Here is a 15,897-nt window from a genome sequence, read left to right as displayed (position 1 = left end):
ATGGCTGGTGGCGGTAACAAGGCCGTGGTGGCGGCATTGCTGGCGAACACCGGGATTGCGGTCACCAAGTTCGCCGCCTGGGCACTGACCCAGTCGGCTTCGATGCTGGCCGAGGCGATCCACTCGCTCGCCGACGCCGGCAACCAGGTGCTGCTGCTTGTCGGCGCCAACCGGGCCAAGCGGGAGGCCGACGACCTGCACCAGTTCGGGTTCGGCCGCGAGCGCTACGTCTACTCGTTCATCGTCGCGATCGTGCTGTTCAGCGTCGGCGGCCTGTTCGCGTTGTACGAGGGCTGGCACAAGGTGCACGATCCGCACCCGATCGAGAACTGGAAGTGGGTGCCGGTCGCGGTGCTGCTGGTCGCGATCGTGATGGAATCGCTGTCGTTCCGGACCGCGATCGTCGAGGCGAACAAACTGCGTGGGCACGTGTCCTGGACCAGGTTTGTCCGCAACGCCCGGGCGCCCGAGCTGCCGGTGATTCTGCTGGAGGACTTCGCCGCTCTGACCGGTCTGGTGCTGGCGCTGATCGGCGTCACCCTGACGCTTGCCACCGGCAACGGTGTGTTCGACGGCCTGGGCTCGATGGCGATCGGCGCGCTGCTGGTCTGTGTCGCGATCTTCCTGGCGATCGAGATGAAGTCGCTGCTGCTCGGCGAGTCCGCGACCCGCGAGGCACAGCAGAAGATCGTCGACGCGATCGAGAACACGTCCGGCGTGCAGCGGCTGATCCACATCAAGACCCTGCACCTCGGCCCGGAGGAGGTCCTGGTCGCCGCCAAGCTCGGCGTCGAGCCGACCGCCGACGCCGCGGTCGTGGCCGAGACCATCGACGCCGCCGAGCGCGCCATCCGCGCGGCCGAGCCGATGGCCGTCCACATCTACCTCGAGCCCGATGTCTACGAGGAGAACCACGTCCCCGACGAGCGCCCCGCCGTCCCCGAGGCGCCGTCGCACTAGGTCACGGCCGAACGCTTCCGCTCCAGGCGCTGCAGGTCCGGCCATCTGACGTCGTACGCCCAGCCGAACTGCTCGAAGCGCCTGATCAGCCAGGCATTGATGTCGACCTGCCCCTTGAGCACACCGTGGCGTGCGCACGTGGGGTCGGCGTGGTGCAGGTTGTGCCAGGACTCGCCCTGGCTCAGGACGGCCAGCCACCAGACGTTGCCCGACCGGTCCCGGGCGGTGAAGGGCTTCCTGCCGGTGACGTGACAGATCGAGTTGATCGAGAACGTGACGTGGTGCATCAGGGCGACGCGGACCAGGGAGCCCCAGAAGAATCCGGTGGCGGCGCCCTGCCAAGACCGGTCCCACAGCCCGCCGATCAGCGCAGGCGCCAGCAGGGAGATCGCCGCCAGTCCCCGAAAGTGCCGCGAGATCGACGTCAGGTCGCGGTCGTTCAGGAGGTCCGGCGCGTACTGCGCAGGGTCGGCGCGATCCTCACCCCACAGCACCCACCCGGCGTGGGCGAAGACGAATCCCTTGGTCACCGCCCACGGGCTGGTGCCGTAGCGCCACGGTGAGTGTGGATCTCCGTCGCGATCGGAGAACTTGTGATGTTTGCGGTGGTCGGCCACCCAGCGCACGACCGGTCCTTCGAGCGCAAGGCTGCCGGCGATCGCCAGCCCGATCTTGAGGCCGCGCCTGCTCTTGAAGGAACCGTGGGTGAATCCCCGGTGGTAGCCCGCGCCGATCCCGGTCGTGGTGATCGCGTAGAACCCGACGAGAAGGACGATGTCGTGCCAGCCGATCCAGCCGCCCCAGGCGAAGAAGGCCCCTGGCACCAGGGCGAGCGTGGGCACCACGATGAACACCCAGATGAGCCCGCGCTCGAGCTTTCCGCCGACGGCCTGGAACTCTTCGGGAGACGACTGATCGGACCCTGCTGCTGAAGTCATCTGGACACCCCGGATGTACGTCGTTGGAGTGTGCCGGGGACTGGGGCAACGAAGGACGTCGCTCCGGGTTTCGGCGGAGCGTGCTGCTTCGGACCATACCCATGATTCACGCCCGCGGAACCACTACCGGGGCTTGGGCGGGAGGACGCCGGAGCGGCCGAGCCAGCGCAGCGCGCGGTCGCGGTCGATCTGGGACTGGGTCGGCGGTGTGGTGAGCCGTCCGGTGCGGTAGCCGAGGTTGCGGATGTCGGCCGCGACGGACGGTTCGGCCAGGGCCCTGAGGGCGAACGCCAGCGCCGCCGGCGTCACGTCGTACCGGCGTTCCAGGTCCAGGGCGAGCTGGACGGCGGCGAGGTCGCGGTCGTCGTACTGGCGTTGTGCGGTCTGCCCGGAGCGTGAGCGGGGAAGCAGGCCGAGGGCCTCCCGGTACCGGAGCATCCGGGGGGTCGTGCCCAGTCGCTTGGCGGCCTCGGTGATGCGCATGGGGACAATCTTGACATTTCGGTGTTAGAAACGCGCCATAGGCGATCAATCGGTAGGGTTCGGACCTCTAGGCTCTGGCACGCAGGAACACGTAGGAAGCAATCAACAGTCTGCAGGGGAGCGGGAACGGTATGACGTTCGATTACAAGGTGGCGGACCTCGGTCTGGCCGAGTTCGGCCGCAAGGAGATCCGGCTGGCCGAGCACGAGATGCCCGGCCTGATGGCGATGCGCGCGCAGTACGGCGAGAGCAAGCCGCTGTCCGGCGCGCGGATCATGGGCTCGCTGCACATGACGATCCAGACCGCGGTGCTGATCGAGACGCTGACGGCGCTCGGAGCCGAGGTGCGGTGGGTCTCCTGCAACATCTTCTCCACCCAGGACCACGCGGCCGCCGCGGTCGTCGTCGGCCCGGACGGCTCGGCCGACGCCCCCGCCGGTGTCCCGGTGTTCGCCTGGAAGGGCGAGACGCTGGAGGAGTACTGGTGGTGCACCGAGCAGGCCCTGAAGTGGCCCGGTGAAGAAGGCCCGAACATGATCCTGGACGACGGCGGCGACGCCACCATGCTCGTCCACAAGGGCACCGAGTTCGAGAAGGCCGGCGCCGTACCGGACCCGTCGACCGCGGACTCCGAGGAGTACGCCGTCGTGCTGTCGGTGCTGACCCGCACGCTGACCGAGGACCCGCAGCTGTGGACCACCATCGGCCAGGGCATCAAGGGTGTCACCGAGGAGACCACCACCGGCGTGCACCGGCTGTACGAGATGCACAAGGCCGGCGCGCTGCTGTTCCCGGCGATCAACGTGAACGACTCGGTGACCAAGTCGAAGTTCGACAACAAGTACGGCTGCCGGCACTCGCTGATCGACGGCATCAACCGCGCCACCGACGTCCTGATCGGCGGCAAGGTCGCGGTCGTCTGCGGGTACGGCGACGTCGGCAAGGGCTGTGCGGAGTCGCTGCGCGGCCAGGGCGCCCGGGTGATCGTCACCGAGATCGACCCGATCTGCGCGCTGCAGGCGGCGATGGACGGCTACCAGGTGACCACCCTGGACGACGTGGTCGGGATCGCCGACATCTTCGTCACCACCACCGGCAACAAGGACGTCATCACCGCCGACCAGATGGCCGCGATGAAGCACCAGGCGATCGTCGGCAACATCGGCCACTTCGACAACGAGATCGACATGGCCGGCCTGTACAAGGTCCCGGGCATCGAGCGGGTCAACATCAAGCCGCAGGTCGACGAGTTCCGCTTCGCCGACGGACACACGATCATCATCTTGTCCGAGGGCCGTCTGCTGAACCTCGGCAACGCGACCGGCCACCCGTCGTTCGTGATGTCGAACTCGTTCACCAACCAGGTGCTGGCCCAGATCGAGCTGTTCGTGAAGACGGCCGACTACCCGACCGAGGTGTACGTGCTGCCCAAGCACCTCGACGAGATGGTCGCCCGGCTCCACCTCGACGCCCTCGGCGTCAAGCTGACCGAGCTCTCCAAGGAGCAGGCCAGCTACCTGGGTGTTCCGGTCGAGGGCCCGTACAAGGCCGAGCACTACCGCTACTGATCCCCACCCCCACGAAAGGCGCCCCGCCAGCGGGGCGCCTTTTCGTTGTTGGCTAGGACCACTCGTTGCTGCCAGGCGCTGCCCAGCCTTGAGCGTTGACTGCGGCGGGACGCACGTCCAGGACCGGCCGGGGTACGGCGAAGGGGCCAGGTGGAGCCGGTGCCGGCGGGGGCAGGACGCCGTACGGGCTGGGTGGGGCGTAAGGCGCGAAGGGACCGGTGTGGGCGGGGCGGGCGGTTGCCAGGCGGTTCAGCTCCCGGCGGCGGCGTTCGGCCAGTACGGCGGACAGGTACGCCGGAGCGATGAGCGGCACCGGTGGAGCGGGTGCGGTGACTTGGCTGACGCGGTAGGCCAGCGCATCACCCAGTGCGATCCGGGCGTCCGGCTGGAGTTCGGTGAAGCGCCCGAGGTAGTCCCGGGCGGTGTTGGCGAGCTCGTCGGACAGCCGGGACAGCTCCAGCGACTGCGCCCACTGCACCAGATGGCCGGCCACGAACAGCGGCGGCGACGTCATCGGCTGGTGCCGTTCGCGGATCACCACGGTGCCCGAGACCATGTCGCCGATCCGCTTGCCCTGCTTGTTCATCAGGCTCGCCACGATGCCCGGGCAGGCCGCGAACCACGGCGCGAAGTCGACGAAGAACCAGAACAGCGTCCGCACGAGCGCGTGCCGGAACCGGATCGAGCTGCCGTCGTCGCGGACCACCTTGAGCCCGAGCACCATCTTGCCCAGGGTGCGGCCGCGGGTCAGCGTCTCCATCACCACCCGGTAGCCGACCGCGACCAGCAGGATGACGATGAAGATCAGCGACACCGCGAGCGCCTCGCTCGCATCCCCACCGACCAGGAAGCCGGTGAGCAGCGAGATCAGCACGCTCAGCACGATGAGCTGCAGGATCACGTCGATCGCACACGCCAGCGCCCGCGTCGGCATCCGCGCGATCCGGACCTGGAGGACGACCGCCTCCCCGGTGACCAGCTGAGACACTCCGTCGCCCCCTCCCTGTCCCGACACCCTGTCGAGCTAGTCTGCCAGCGCAAGGAGCCAGCCAGGGGAGGAGGTGCGCTGTGGACGTCGAGGCGTTCGTCTCGGTGCACCAGCCGCAGTGGGACCGGCTGGCCTATCTCACCCGTCGTCAGCGGCGTCTGAGCGGTGCTGAGGCCGAGGAGCTGGTCACGCTGTACCAGCGTGTCGGCACGCACCTGGCCGCGCTCCGGGCCGCCGGCGCCGACCCGGTCTCCATCGGGCGGCTGTCCGGCCTGATCGCAGACGCCCGTGGTGCCGTCACTGGCGCGCAAGCACCCGTCTGGCGCGACATCTCGAAGTACTTCCTGGTCAGCTTCCCGGCCGCGCTGTACGCGTCCAGACGCTGGTGGGTCACGATCGGCCTGATCTTCTACGTCGTCGTGGCCTGGTCGGCCTGGCGGATCATCGCCCACCCCGAGGTGGTCGACTCCATCGGTACGCCGGACCAGATCCAGCAACTCGTCGACCACGACTTCGAGTCGTACTACTCGGAGAACCCGGCCCGGGACTTCGCGCTACGGGTCTGGATCAACAACGCGACCATCAGTGCCGCGGTGCTCGCGCTCGGGATCTTCCTGATCCCGTCCGTCTTCATCCTCTGGGACAACGCGCTCAACCTCGGCGTCAGCGCCGGGCTGATGATCAGCCACGACCGGGGCGGCCTGTTCTTCAGCCTGATCACGCCGCACGGCCTGCTCGAGCTGACCACGGTCTTCGTCGCCACCGCGGCCGGTCTCCGGCTCGGCTGGTCCTGGATCGTGCCCGGCGCGCGGACCCGGATGCAGGCACTCGCCCAGACCGGCCGCGCGACCGTTGGGATGGCCATCGGCCTGGCCGCGATCCTCCTGGTCACCGGTGTGATCGAAGCGTTCGTCACACCGTTCCTCCCAGGCCCGGTCCGGATCACGATCGGCATCCTGGCCGAGCTCGGTTTCTTCGTGTACGTCTGGACCCTCGGACGCCGCGCCGCCCGCTCCGGCGAGCACGGCGACATCGACGAAGCCGACCGCGAAGCCACCGCGCCCGTCTCCGCCTGACCGTTTGCCCGTGGGCACCGGGATTGGGTGAAGACTGCCCAAGAAGTCCGGACGAACCACTGGTACGGCGTCGCGATCACCGTCGGGTTGATCGCGTACGGCGTCGTGTACCTGCTGATCGCGTGGATCGCACTGCAACTCGCCTGGGGCAAGTCGTCGGAGGAGGCCTCCCAGCAGGGCGCACTCCAGGAACTGGCCGGCAAACCGCTCGGCGGCGTACTGCTGTGGATCGTCGCGATCGGACTGTTCGCACTGGTGATCTGGCGTGCCCTCGACGTCGCGTACGGCGATCTGGACCTCTCGCAGACCGTGTCGGCGGTCGGGCGCGCGATCGTCTGCCTGGTGCTCGGAGTGAGCGCGGTGAAGGTTGCGATCGGCTCCGGCGGATCCAGCTCCGATCAGCAGCGCACCGTCAGCGCCAGGCTGATGGCGAACGGCGGCGGCCGGGTGCTGATCATCGCGATCGGCATCGGCATCGTGGCGGTCGGCGTACACCAGCTGTACAAGGCGGTGACGAAGAAGTTCACCGAGGACCTGGTCGGCGGAGTCTCCGACACGACCATCCTGCTCGGCCGGATCGGGTACGCCGCCAAGGGCATCGCCTTCGTGATCGTCGGCATCCTGTTCGCCTGGGCCGCGATCGACTACGACCCGCAGAAGGCCGGCGGCCTCGACACCGCGCTCCGCACGGTCAAGGACCAGCCCTTCGGTCCGGTCCTGCTGACCGTTCTCGCCCTCGGCCTGGCCGCCTTCGCCCTCTACGCGTTCATCTGGTCCCGCAACGCCCGCAAGTGATCAGCCTCCTGCCGCCCGTACACGGTGAGGTCCATCAGGGCGTAGCTGTAGTCCGCCCGACCAGCAGCCGATCCTGCTCGGCGGCCGGGTGACCGGTCCATCGGGACCGGTATCCGGCTTCCCGACAGCTAGCCGATCGGTACGTCGCGCCGCCTCCAGCCGACCAGGCCGATGAATCCGACGACGACCGTGATCGCCAGCAGGACGATCAGCGGGGTTGCGGACAGTGAACCGCCGGGGAGGCGGGGGAGGTGGGTGAACGGGGAGATGTCGTTGAGCCAGTCGGCGAGCTGGACGCCGGCGTTGGTGAAGCCGATCAGGATGCAGATGCCGGGACCGGCCCACGCCGCCGGGGAGATGCGCGGGAAGAGGCCGAAGATCGCGAGGGCGATCGCAGCCAGCAACCACACGGCGGGCAGTTGACCCAGGGACGCACCGATCAGCCGGGGAATCTGCTTTCCGACTTCGTCAACGGCCAGCCCATAGGCGAGCCCCGCGGTGAGCCCGGAGGCGAAGAGTGCCAGCGCCGGACCGAGCACCCCGAACAGCAGGTGACTCGAGGCCCACCGCAGCCGGCCGGTCGCGGTGGCGAGCACCGGCTCGGCCCGTCCACTCGTCTCCTCTGCCCGCAACCGCAGTGTCGCCTGGACGGCGTACGCGGACGCGATCAGCCCGAGGATCGTCATCACCCCGGCGAAGAACGTGTCGATCAACCCGGCCGAACCACCGAGCCGCTCGAACATCTCCTTGGCCTTCGGTTCGTCACGCAGGAGGTCGCCGACCCCTTCGGCCACACCGCCGAACAGCAAGCCCAGCAAGGCGAATCCGATCGTCCACGCCGCCAGCAGTCCGCGATGCAACCGCCACGCCAGTCCCAACGGCGAACCCAGTTTGCCCTCGGCCGGTCCCAATCGGGCCGGCAACAGTCCGGCCCCGACATCTCGCCGTACGGCGAGATTGATGGCGACGGCAACGAGTACAGCGGTTGCCGCGAGCATCACCACGGCCAGCCACCAGCGGTTCTCGCCGTACGGGTGGATGCGTTGCGCCCAGGCGATCGGCGACAACCAGGACAGCCACGCCAAGGGGCCGTCCGTGTGCGCGCTCGTGTCGCCCGCGGCCCGCAGTACGTACGCCGCCCCGAGCACGCTGATCGCGATACCCCTGGACGTTCCGGCGTTCGCGGACAGCTGCGCGGCGACAGCACCGACCGCGGCGAAGAGCCAGCCGGTGGTGGCGAATTCGGCGCCGATGGCAACGGATCCGGACCAGGGCAGGTCCTGGCTGTGCATGCCCAGGGCAAGCAGTACGGCGAGCACCAGGTTCGCACCGAACGTCGACAGCAGGGCGGCCGCGAGTCCCGCGTGCCGGCCGACCACACTCGAGCCGAGCAGCTCGCTGCGGCCGGTCTCCTCCTCGACGCGGGTGTGCCGGATCACCGTGAGCAGGCTGATCAGCCCGACCATCACCGGCACGAAGCCGAGTCGCCAGGTGACGAACTCACCGAGACTCGTCCCGGACAGTTCGCCGTACAAGGTGATGAAGCCGGCGTTGTTCGCGTAGTCGAGGCGCGACTGCGCGGTCGGGAACAGTTCGCCGTACTGCTTGACGTAGCTCATCGGGATCGCACACAGCAGCACGATCCAGATCGGCAGGATGATCCGGTCCCGGCGCAGGATCAGCCGGATCAGACCGCCGGTGCCGGCGAGGGTCTTCATTTCGCCGCCTCCGGTTCGTACAGCCGCAGGAACAGCTCCTCCAGCGACGGCGGCTGACTGACCAGACTCCGTACGCCGATCTCCGTGAGCCGCCGCAGTACCGGGTTGATCTCGTCGGTGTCGACGTCGAACCGGACCAGGCCGTCCTCGACGCGCAGGTCGTGGATGCCGTCGAGCTCGGCGAGTCCGTTCATCGCGCCGACCAGCTCGGCCCGGATCGATGTCCGGGTCAGGTGCCGCAGCTCGGACAGGGTGCCGCTCTCGACGGCGCGGCCGGCCCGGATGATCGTGACTCGGTCGCAGAGTGCCTCGACCTCGGAGAGGATGTGGCTGGACAGCAGGACCGTCCGGCCATCTCGGTCGCTGACCTCCTGGACGACCTCGCGGAACACCTCCTCCATCAACGGGTCCAGGCCCGAGGTGGGCTCGTCGAGCAGCAGCAGTTCGACGTCGGAGGCCAGCGCCGCGACCAGTGCGACCTTCTGCCGATTGCCCTTCGAATAGGTGCGCGCCTTCTTGCGCGGGTCGAGGTCGAACCGCTCGAGCAGATCCGCCTTGCGCTTCTTGTCCAGCCCGCCGCGCATCCGGCCGAGCAGGTCGATCGCTTCGCCGCCGGACAGGTTCGGCCACAGCGTCACATCGCCCGGCACATAGGCGAGCCGCTTGTGCAGCTCGGTGGCGTCCGACCACGGATCGCTGTCCAGCAGCCGTGCGGTGCCGGAGCTTGCCCGGGTCATCCCGAGCAGGATCCGGATCGTGGTGGTCTTTCCCGCGCCGTTGGGGCCGAGGAAGCCGTGCACCTCACCGGTTCGCACCGTGAGGTCGAGGCCGTCCAGGGCGCGGGTTCGCCCGAATGTCTTGACCAGACCTTCCGTGCTGATCGCAGCCGGCATGATCAGTTCTCCTCAGATCTCTTCCGTAGTTGTTCGGCTTGTTCTTCGGTGATCAGGGGGATGGTGAAGACCTCCATCAGCCCCTGGCCGATCCGGGCGTACCCGGCCGGCGTGGTGATGTCCTCGCCCAGCGCCTTCGAGACCTGGTCGCGGAAGACGAAGACGCTCAGCTTGATCGCGGCCATCGCCGCCGCGTAGGCCCGGCGGTCGGTGGGGTGGATGCCGTAGGCGGTGGACCACTCCTCGATGCTGTCGACGGCGCCGAGGAACAGCGCGGCCGCGGTCTCCGAGCCGTCCATCATCGAGCGGACCAGGTACAGCTGCAGCGGGAACACCCGGGGATGCAGCGTTGCCGGGTCGAGCCCGGCGACTCCACCCGCATCGGTGAGCTCCTCGCCGACCTCCAGCATCCGTTCCTTCGCGTACTGGTCGCAGGCGTCGCGCAGCGCCTCCTTCGACCCGAAGTGATGCCGCACCAGCCCCGACGAGACGCCGGCCTCGGCCGCGATGTCGCGGATGCTCGCGCCCTCGATGCCGCGCTCACCGAACAGGCGGATGGCCGCGTCCCGGATCCGGGCTCGCGCGGTCAGGTCGTCGATCCGACGGTCCATGGTGCTCCTCTCGCTACACACAAGAGCAAACTCCTACACGGACGTGTAGTCAAGTGGAAAATGATTACGACTTCTGGAAACAGATATGTGACAAAATTCCGCATCTCGTTGACAGGAGAGCGCTTGCTGGTGTGGTTTCGTCACCAAACCAACACGCAGGGTGGAAGGTGGGGCGGATGAGGAAGCTGTTCGCAGCGATCGCGGCGCTGGGTCTGCTGGTGGTGTCTCCCGGTACGGCGCAGGCCGCCGAGCCGGCGAAGAAGGTCGTGAAGGTCGGGGTCACCCAGTCGGTCGACTCGATGAACCCGTTCCTGGCCGTACGGCTGGTGACCGGGGCCATCCAGCGGTTGATGTACGGCTTCCTGACCGTGCCGGACTCGAAGACGCTGCAGCCCAGCCCGGATCTGGCCGAGTCCTGGAAGACGTCGCCGGACGGGCTGACCTGGACCTTCACGATCCGGCAGGCGAAGTGGACCGACGGGCAGCCGATCACCGCCGACGACGCGGCCTGGACGTTCAACAAGATGATCACCGACGACGCCGCCAAGTTCGGCAACGGTCCGGCGGTGGCCAACTTCGCGAGCGTGACCGCGAACGGCCAGGAGCTGACGATCAAGCTCAAGACTCCGCAGGCGTCGATGCTGGACAACCCGGTCCCGATCATGCCCAAGCACATCTGGGAGAAGGTCAAGGACATCTCGAAGTACGAGGCCGACGAGTTCCCGACCGTCGGCAGTGGCCCGTACAAGGCGGTGGAGTACAAGAAGGACCAGTTCGTCCGGCTCGAGGCGAATCCGGACTACTGGCGCGGCCGGCCGAAGATCGACGAACTGCAGGTGATCTTCTACGACAACCCGGCCGCCTCGATCGTCGGTCTGAAGAAGGGCGACATCGACCTGATCGGCCGGCTGAACCCGCCGGACTTCGAGGCGCTCAAGGGCGACGGCAACATCGTCCAGTGGAACACCCAGGGCCGGCGGGCGTCGTACCTGCAGATCAACCACGGCGCGACCACCACCGACAACAAGCCGATCGGTGACGGGCACCCGGCACTGAAGGACGTGCGGGTGCGGACCGCGTTGCACTACGCGATCGACAAGCAGAAGCTGGTCGACGAGGTGCAGAACGGGCTGGCCAAACCGGCCGACGGCTCGATCGTCCCGCCCCTGTACAAGGACTTCTTCTGGGAGGCCAGTGGCGGCGAGAAGGTCACGTACGACGTTGCCAAGGCCAACAAGATCCTCGACGACGCGGGATACAAGAAGGGGCCGGACGGCATCCGGACGATGCCGGACGGGTCGCGCAAGCTGCAGTTCCGGTTCAGCATCCACACCGACACCCCGATCGAGGACAAGCTGGCCGAGTACCTGACCGGCTGGTTCAAGGACATCGGCATCGGCCTGAGCACCAAGCGGCTCGACTCCACCAAGTTCACCGAGGAGACCGGCGTCACCGCGCTGTTCGACATCGCGATCAGCGGCTGGTCGGTCAACCCGGACCCGGAGGAGGTCCTCGGCACGCACCTGTGCAGCCGGCGTCCGACCGCGTCCGGCGAGGGCGGCGGGACCGAGTCCTTCTACTGCGACCCGCAGTACGAGGATCTGTACCTGCAGCAGCAGAAGGAGCTCGACCGGCCGAAGCGCGCCGCGATCATCAAGAAGATGGAGGAGCGGCTCTACACCGATGCTCCGGTGATCGCGCTCTACTACCCGAACGACCTCGAGGGCTACCGCAAGGACCGGATCGCCAGCATCACGCCGATCCCGGAGGACAACGGCCTGCTGTACGGCGGCAGCGGGTACTGGCCGTTCTACACGGTCGACACGGTCACGGCGGACGGTGGTGAAGACGGCATCGGCGGCGGGGAGCTCGCCGGCATCATCGGTGGCGTCGCGGGTGGTGCCGTGGTGGTTGCCCTGGGCGCCTTCGTGGTGATGCGCCGCCGCCAGGACGTCGCCGACGAGCGCGAATGACGGTCACCCAGCCGGCCGTAGAGGCTCTGGAGGAGAGCCCGGCCCGCTACGGTCTGCTCCGGTACGCGGCGGCCAAGGCGGGCGGGGCCCTGCTCAGCATCGCGATGGTGATCGTCGCGACGTTCTTCCTGTTCCGGTTGCTGCCCGGCGATCCGGTGCGGGCACTCGCCCAGGGCCGCAACATGACACCGGAGCAACTCGATCTGGAACGGGCCCGGCTCGGTCTGGACAAGTCGATTCCCGAGCAGTTCGTGCATTTCGTCAAGCAGACGCTGCAGTTCGACCTCGGGACCTCCTACGAATACAAGCGGCCGGTGATCGACCTGATCGGGGAGCGGATCGGCTCGACGCTGCTGCTCACGGGTACGGCGCTGGTGATGGCGGTCAGCCTCGGGATCTGGCAGGGGGCCCGGGCCGGGTGGAAGCCGGGCAGCCGGTTCGACAAGTTCTCCACCGCGATCTCGCTGGTGCTGTGGTCGGTGCCGACGTTCTGGCTCGGGCTCCTGCTGCTGATGGTGTTCGCGGCCGGCATCGGGCCGATCCCGGGCGTCTTCCCGACCCGCGGTATCTCCAGCGTGGATGCGCCGGACGGGTTCGGGTACGTGCTCGACGTCGCGCAGCACATGGTGTTGCCCTGCCTGACCATGGTCGCGGTCGTGTATGCGCAGTACCTGCTGGTGATGCGGTCGTCGGTGCTGGACGAGGTCGGGCAGGACTACATCACCACGGCGCGCGCGAAGGGGTTGCGTGACGACGACATCCGGCGGATGCACGCCGTGCCGAACGCGTTGCTGCCGACCGTGACGCTGGTGTTCATGCGGATCGGGTTCGTGGTCGGCGGCGCGGTGACGGTCGAGGCAATCTTCAGTTGGCCGGGGCTCGGGCAGCTGTTCTACGACGCGATCCGGGTGCCGGACTTCACGCTGATGCAGGGCACGTTCCTGTTGATCACGGTGTCGGTGATCGTGATGAACACGCTGGCGGACGTCGTCTACCACGTCCTTGACCCGAGGGTGAGGTCGGCATGAGCAGCGTGACGTGGGTCCGGCGGCAGCGGGCGTTGCGGCGGTTCTTGTCGGAGTTCCGCATGCACAGGGCCGGGATGGTGGGGCTTGCCATCCTTCTGGTCGCCGTGGTGCTGGCGCTGATCGCGCCGCTGTTCATCGACGCCGGCGTGACGAACGTGGTCAGTGGGACCCGGGAGAAGATGGCGTCGCCGAGTCTCGTCGATCCGCTCGGTACGGACGAGTCCGGGCGGTCCGTGCTGCTGATGATCTGGTGGGGATCGCGGACCTCGCTGCTGATCGGGTTCCTGGCCGCGCTGCTCAGCATGGTGATCGGGACCGTGCTCGGTATCGCGGCCGGGCACTTCCGGGGCTGGGTCGGCGCGATCATCCTGCGCATCACCGACTGGTTCCTGGTGCTGCCGTCGCTGGTCACCGCGCTGGTCCTGGCCGCGATCCTCGGCGGCAGTACGGCGACCATCATCGTCGCGATCGGCGTGACGTCGTGGCCGTCGACGGCTCGGCTGATCCGAGCGCAGACGCTGGCGGTCGAGGCGCGGCCCTACATCGAACGGTCGCTCGCTCTCGGCGCCGGTCACTGGCACATCACCACCCGGCACGTGCTGCCGAACGTCGCACCGTTGCTGCTGGCAAGTACGACGCTGGAGGTGGCGAGCGCGATCGTGACCGAGTCCACGCTGGCGTTTCTCGGTGTCAGTGCGAACAAGACCTCGTGGGGGACGATGTTGCGCGGTTCGTACGACTGGGGTGCGGCCACCGCGGGAGCGTGGTGGTACATCCTGTTGCCCGGTCTGTGCATCGTGCTCGTGGTGATGGCATTCACCTTGTGTGGAAGGGCTTTGGAGTCCGTACTCAATCCCCGGCTGCGGACGAGGGCGGCGTGATGAGCCTGCTCGAGTTGGACGAGGTGTCCGTCACGTATCGCATTGCCGCCGGCGACGTTCCCGCCGTACGGGGAGTGTCGTTGTCGCTGGAGGCGGGGGAGGCTGTCGGGCTGGCAGGTGAGTCGGGATCCGGCAAGTCGTCGGTGGCGATGGCGTTGCTGAGGTTGCTGCCGCGGTCGGCGCGGATCGACGGGCGGATCCTGCTGGACGGCGAGGACGTGCTGGCGATGAAGTGGGGCCGGCTGCGCGCGGTTCGCTGGTCGGAGGCGTCCATCGTGTTCCAGGGTGCGCAGCACGGGCTGAACCCGGTGCAGCGGATCGGTGACCAGATCGCCGAGCCCTTGCTCGTGCACAGGCTGGCGACTCCGTCTGAGGCCTCGTCGAGGGTGCGGGAGCTGCTCGAACAGGTCGGGCTGCCGGCCTGGCGGATGAAGAGCTATCCGCACGAGTTGAGTGGTGGCCAACGGCAACGAGTTATGATCGCGATGGCGCTGGCCTGTTCGCCGCGGCTGATCATCGCCGATGAGCCGACGACCGCCCTGGACCTGATGGTGCAGGCGCAGGTGCTGACCTTGATCCGGAAGTTGATCGCAGAGCACGACATCTCGCTGCTGATGATCTCCCATGACCTGTCCGTGCTGGGTGAGGTGTGCGACCGGCTGGCGATTATGTACGCCGGTCGGCTGGTCGAGGCGGGTCCGTCGTCAGGGGATTTCCGGCACCCGTACAGCCAGGCGCTGGCGGCTGCGTTCCCGACGGTTGGTGATCCGGCGTCGCGGCTCGCGCCGCGCGGGCTGGCCGGCGATCCGCCGGATCCGCAGCACCTGCCTGGCGGGTGTGCGTTCCATCCGCGCTGCCCGGTTGCTCTGGACGACTGCTCGACGGCTGCCGTCGACCTGCGCCCGGCCGGTCCAGGCCGGACGGCCGCCTGTCTGCTCGTGGGGAGGGATCTTGCTAGAGGCAACTGATGTCAAGGTCGAGTTCGCTGGTCGTGGTGGTCGGCGGGCCCGGGCCGTGGATGGGGTCAACCTGTCCGTCGCGCCGGGCGAGATCGTCGCGCTGGTGGGCGAATCCGGGTGCGGCAAAACGACACTCGCCCGTACCTTGCTCGGCCTTGAACGCCCGACGGCCGGCCAGATCTCGTACGACGGGATGCCGTTGAGCTACACGGGGCGTCGGCTGCGCGCGTTCCGGCGGCAGGTGCAGTTGGTGTTGCAGGATCCGATGGGGTCGCTCAACCCGCGGCAGACCGTGTACGAGGCGGTCGCCGAGGGGCCGCGGATCCACGGGCTGCCGGACGAGGAGACGGTCGTCGCGGAGGCGTTGTCGCGGGCGGGTCTGCGGCCGCCGGAACGGTTCTTCCTGCGCTATCCGCACGAACTGTCGGGAGGTCAGCGGCAGCGCGTGGTGATCGCTGGTGCGCTGGCGCTGAGTCCCAAGGTGCTGATCGCCGACGAGCCGGTCGCGTCGCTGGACGCCTCGGTGCGCGGCGAGATCCTGTCGCTGCTGCTCCGGCTCCGGGACGACCTGGGCCTGGCCGCGCTCGTCGTCACGCACGACCTGGGTCTCGCCTGGAACATCGCGGACCGGGTCGCCGTCATGTACCTCGGCCGCATCGTCGAGTCCGGCCCCGCCGAGGACGTCCTGACCAACCCCCAGCACCCCTACACGCAGGCCCTCCTATCGGTTCTGCCCGAGTCCCCGGAACGCATCGTCCTCACCGGCGAACCCCCCGACCCCACCCGAATCCCCACCGGCTGCCGCTTCCACCCCCGCTGCCAACTAGCAGTCACCCAAGCCACCCCCGCCTGCCAAACCACCCTCCTCCCCATCCTCCTCGCCACCAACACCCCCCAAGTCGCCTGCCACCTGGCCCCCGTACGCGTGTCCACCTAGCCCACGCGCCCATCGCCGTACCTCACCAACCCACCCCACCCGCACCGCCGTACCCTCACCACCCACCCCGCCGCTCCCACCGGCGCCAC

The 15,897-nt window shown here is 68.1% G+C and carries 15 protein-coding genes; 9 read left to right on the top strand and 6 right to left on the bottom strand.

Features of this window, described 5'->3' with window-relative positions:
* Positions 1–960 carry a cation diffusion facilitator family transporter gene (locus OG817_RS29470; RefSeq protein WP_396391991.1) on the top strand — a complete coding sequence of 320 codons (960 nt, stop codon included), beginning with the start codon at positions 1–3 and terminating at the stop codon, positions 958–960.
* Here the strand turns inward: OG817_RS29470 and OG817_RS29465 are convergent.
* Both OG817_RS29465 and OG817_RS29460 read right to left on the bottom strand, forming a co-directional pair.
* Positions 957–1,898 carry an acyl-CoA desaturase gene (locus OG817_RS29465; protein WP_406047811.1) on the bottom strand — a complete coding sequence of 314 codons (942 nt, stop codon included), beginning with the start codon at positions 1,896–1,898 and terminating at the stop codon, positions 957–959. The two genes, OG817_RS29470 and OG817_RS29465, sit on opposite strands and share 4 nt — an antisense overlap.
* Positions 1,899–2,021: 123 nt before the next feature.
* Positions 2,022–2,381: a MerR family transcriptional regulator gene (locus tag OG817_RS29460; protein ID WP_131516767.1), complete on the bottom strand. Its 360-nt coding sequence runs from the start codon at positions 2,379–2,381 to the stop codon at positions 2,022–2,024.
* A 131-nt stretch (positions 2,382–2,512) separates the two neighbouring features.
* On the opposite strand from OG817_RS29460, the gene ahcY reads away from it, so the two are divergent.
* Positions 2,513–3,949 (top strand): adenosylhomocysteinase, encoded by a 1,437-nt coding sequence (gene ahcY, locus OG817_RS29455; RefSeq protein WP_396391993.1) that lies wholly within the window; start codon positions 2,513–2,515, stop codon positions 3,947–3,949.
* 52 nt (positions 3,950–4,001) lie between these two features.
* Here the strand turns inward: ahcY and OG817_RS29450 are convergent, their stop codons facing one another.
* Positions 4,002–4,937 (bottom strand): RDD family protein, encoded by a 936-nt coding sequence (locus tag OG817_RS29450; RefSeq protein WP_406047810.1) that lies wholly within the window; start codon positions 4,935–4,937, stop codon positions 4,002–4,004.
* 80 nt (positions 4,938–5,017) lie between these two features.
* Between OG817_RS29450 and OG817_RS29445 the strand changes: the two genes are divergently transcribed.
* Both OG817_RS29445 and OG817_RS29440 read left to right on the top strand, forming a co-directional pair.
* Entirely contained in the window at positions 5,018–6,013 is a 996-nt protein-coding gene (locus OG817_RS29445) for a stage II sporulation protein M (protein WP_406047809.1), read from the top strand.
* Positions 6,014–6,040: 27 nt separating this feature from the next.
* On the top strand, positions 6,041–6,808 hold the full coding sequence (locus tag OG817_RS29440) for a DUF1206 domain-containing protein (protein ID WP_406047808.1): 768 nt from the start codon (positions 6,041–6,043) through the stop codon (positions 6,806–6,808).
* Positions 6,809–6,936: 128 nt separating this feature from the next.
* Here OG817_RS29440 and OG817_RS29435 read toward each other — a convergent pair whose 3' ends face one another.
* The 3 genes from OG817_RS29435 to OG817_RS29425 are packed head-to-tail and all read right to left on the bottom strand — an operon-like array spanning position 6,937 to position 10,030.
* The gene (locus OG817_RS29435; RefSeq protein ID WP_406047807.1) at positions 6,937–8,526 is read right to left on the bottom strand and encodes an ABC transporter permease; all 1,590 of its coding nucleotides are present in this window, start codon (positions 8,524–8,526) and stop codon (positions 6,937–6,939) included.
* A complete protein-coding gene (locus OG817_RS29430; RefSeq protein ID WP_396391998.1) occupies positions 8,523–9,419 on the bottom strand; it encodes an ATP-binding cassette domain-containing protein in 897 nt (298 codons plus the stop codon). The genes OG817_RS29435 and OG817_RS29430 overlap by 4 nt, the downstream gene beginning before the upstream one ends.
* A gap of 2 nt (positions 9,420–9,421) precedes the next feature.
* Positions 9,422–10,030, bottom strand: coding sequence for a TetR/AcrR family transcriptional regulator (locus tag OG817_RS29425; protein ID WP_406047806.1), 609 nt, complete (start codon positions 10,028–10,030; stop codon positions 9,422–9,424).
* 176 nt (positions 10,031–10,206) lie between these two features.
* Here OG817_RS29425 and OG817_RS29420 point away from each other — a divergent pair, with 176 nt between their 5' ends.
* The 5 genes from OG817_RS29420 to OG817_RS29400 are packed head-to-tail and all read left to right on the top strand — an operon-like array spanning position 10,207 to position 15,808.
* The gene (locus tag OG817_RS29420; RefSeq protein WP_406047805.1) at positions 10,207–12,003 is read left to right on the top strand and encodes an ABC transporter substrate-binding protein; all 1,797 of its coding nucleotides are present in this window, start codon (positions 10,207–10,209) and stop codon (positions 12,001–12,003) included.
* Positions 12,000–13,031, top strand: a complete 1,032-nt coding sequence (locus tag OG817_RS29415; RefSeq protein WP_406047804.1) for an ABC transporter permease — start codon at positions 12,000–12,002, stop codon at positions 13,029–13,031. Before OG817_RS29420 ends, OG817_RS29415 begins: the two co-directional genes overlap by 4 nt.
* On the top strand, positions 13,028–13,912 hold the full coding sequence (locus OG817_RS29410) for an ABC transporter permease (protein WP_406047803.1): 885 nt from the start codon (positions 13,028–13,030) through the stop codon (positions 13,910–13,912). The genes OG817_RS29415 and OG817_RS29410 overlap by 4 nt, the downstream gene beginning before the upstream one ends.
* A complete protein-coding gene (locus OG817_RS29405) occupies positions 13,912–14,880 on the top strand; it encodes an ABC transporter ATP-binding protein (RefSeq protein WP_406047802.1) in 969 nt (322 codons plus the stop codon). Before OG817_RS29410 ends, OG817_RS29405 begins: the two co-directional genes overlap by 1 nt.
* Complete coding sequence (locus tag OG817_RS29400; protein WP_406047801.1) at positions 14,864–15,808, top strand: ABC transporter ATP-binding protein; 945 nt, start codon at positions 14,864–14,866, stop codon at positions 15,806–15,808. Before OG817_RS29405 ends, OG817_RS29400 begins: the two co-directional genes overlap by 17 nt.
* The last annotated feature ends 89 nt before the right edge of the window (positions 15,809–15,897 follow it).

Origin of the sequence: Kribbella sp. NBC_00889 (genome assembly GCF_045207705.1) — a bacterium.
Taxonomy (GTDB): Bacteria; Actinomycetota; Actinomycetes; order Propionibacteriales; family Kribbellaceae; genus Kribbella.
Note: the sequence above shows the minus strand (reverse complement) of the source record. Positions and strands in the feature narration are given on the sequence as shown.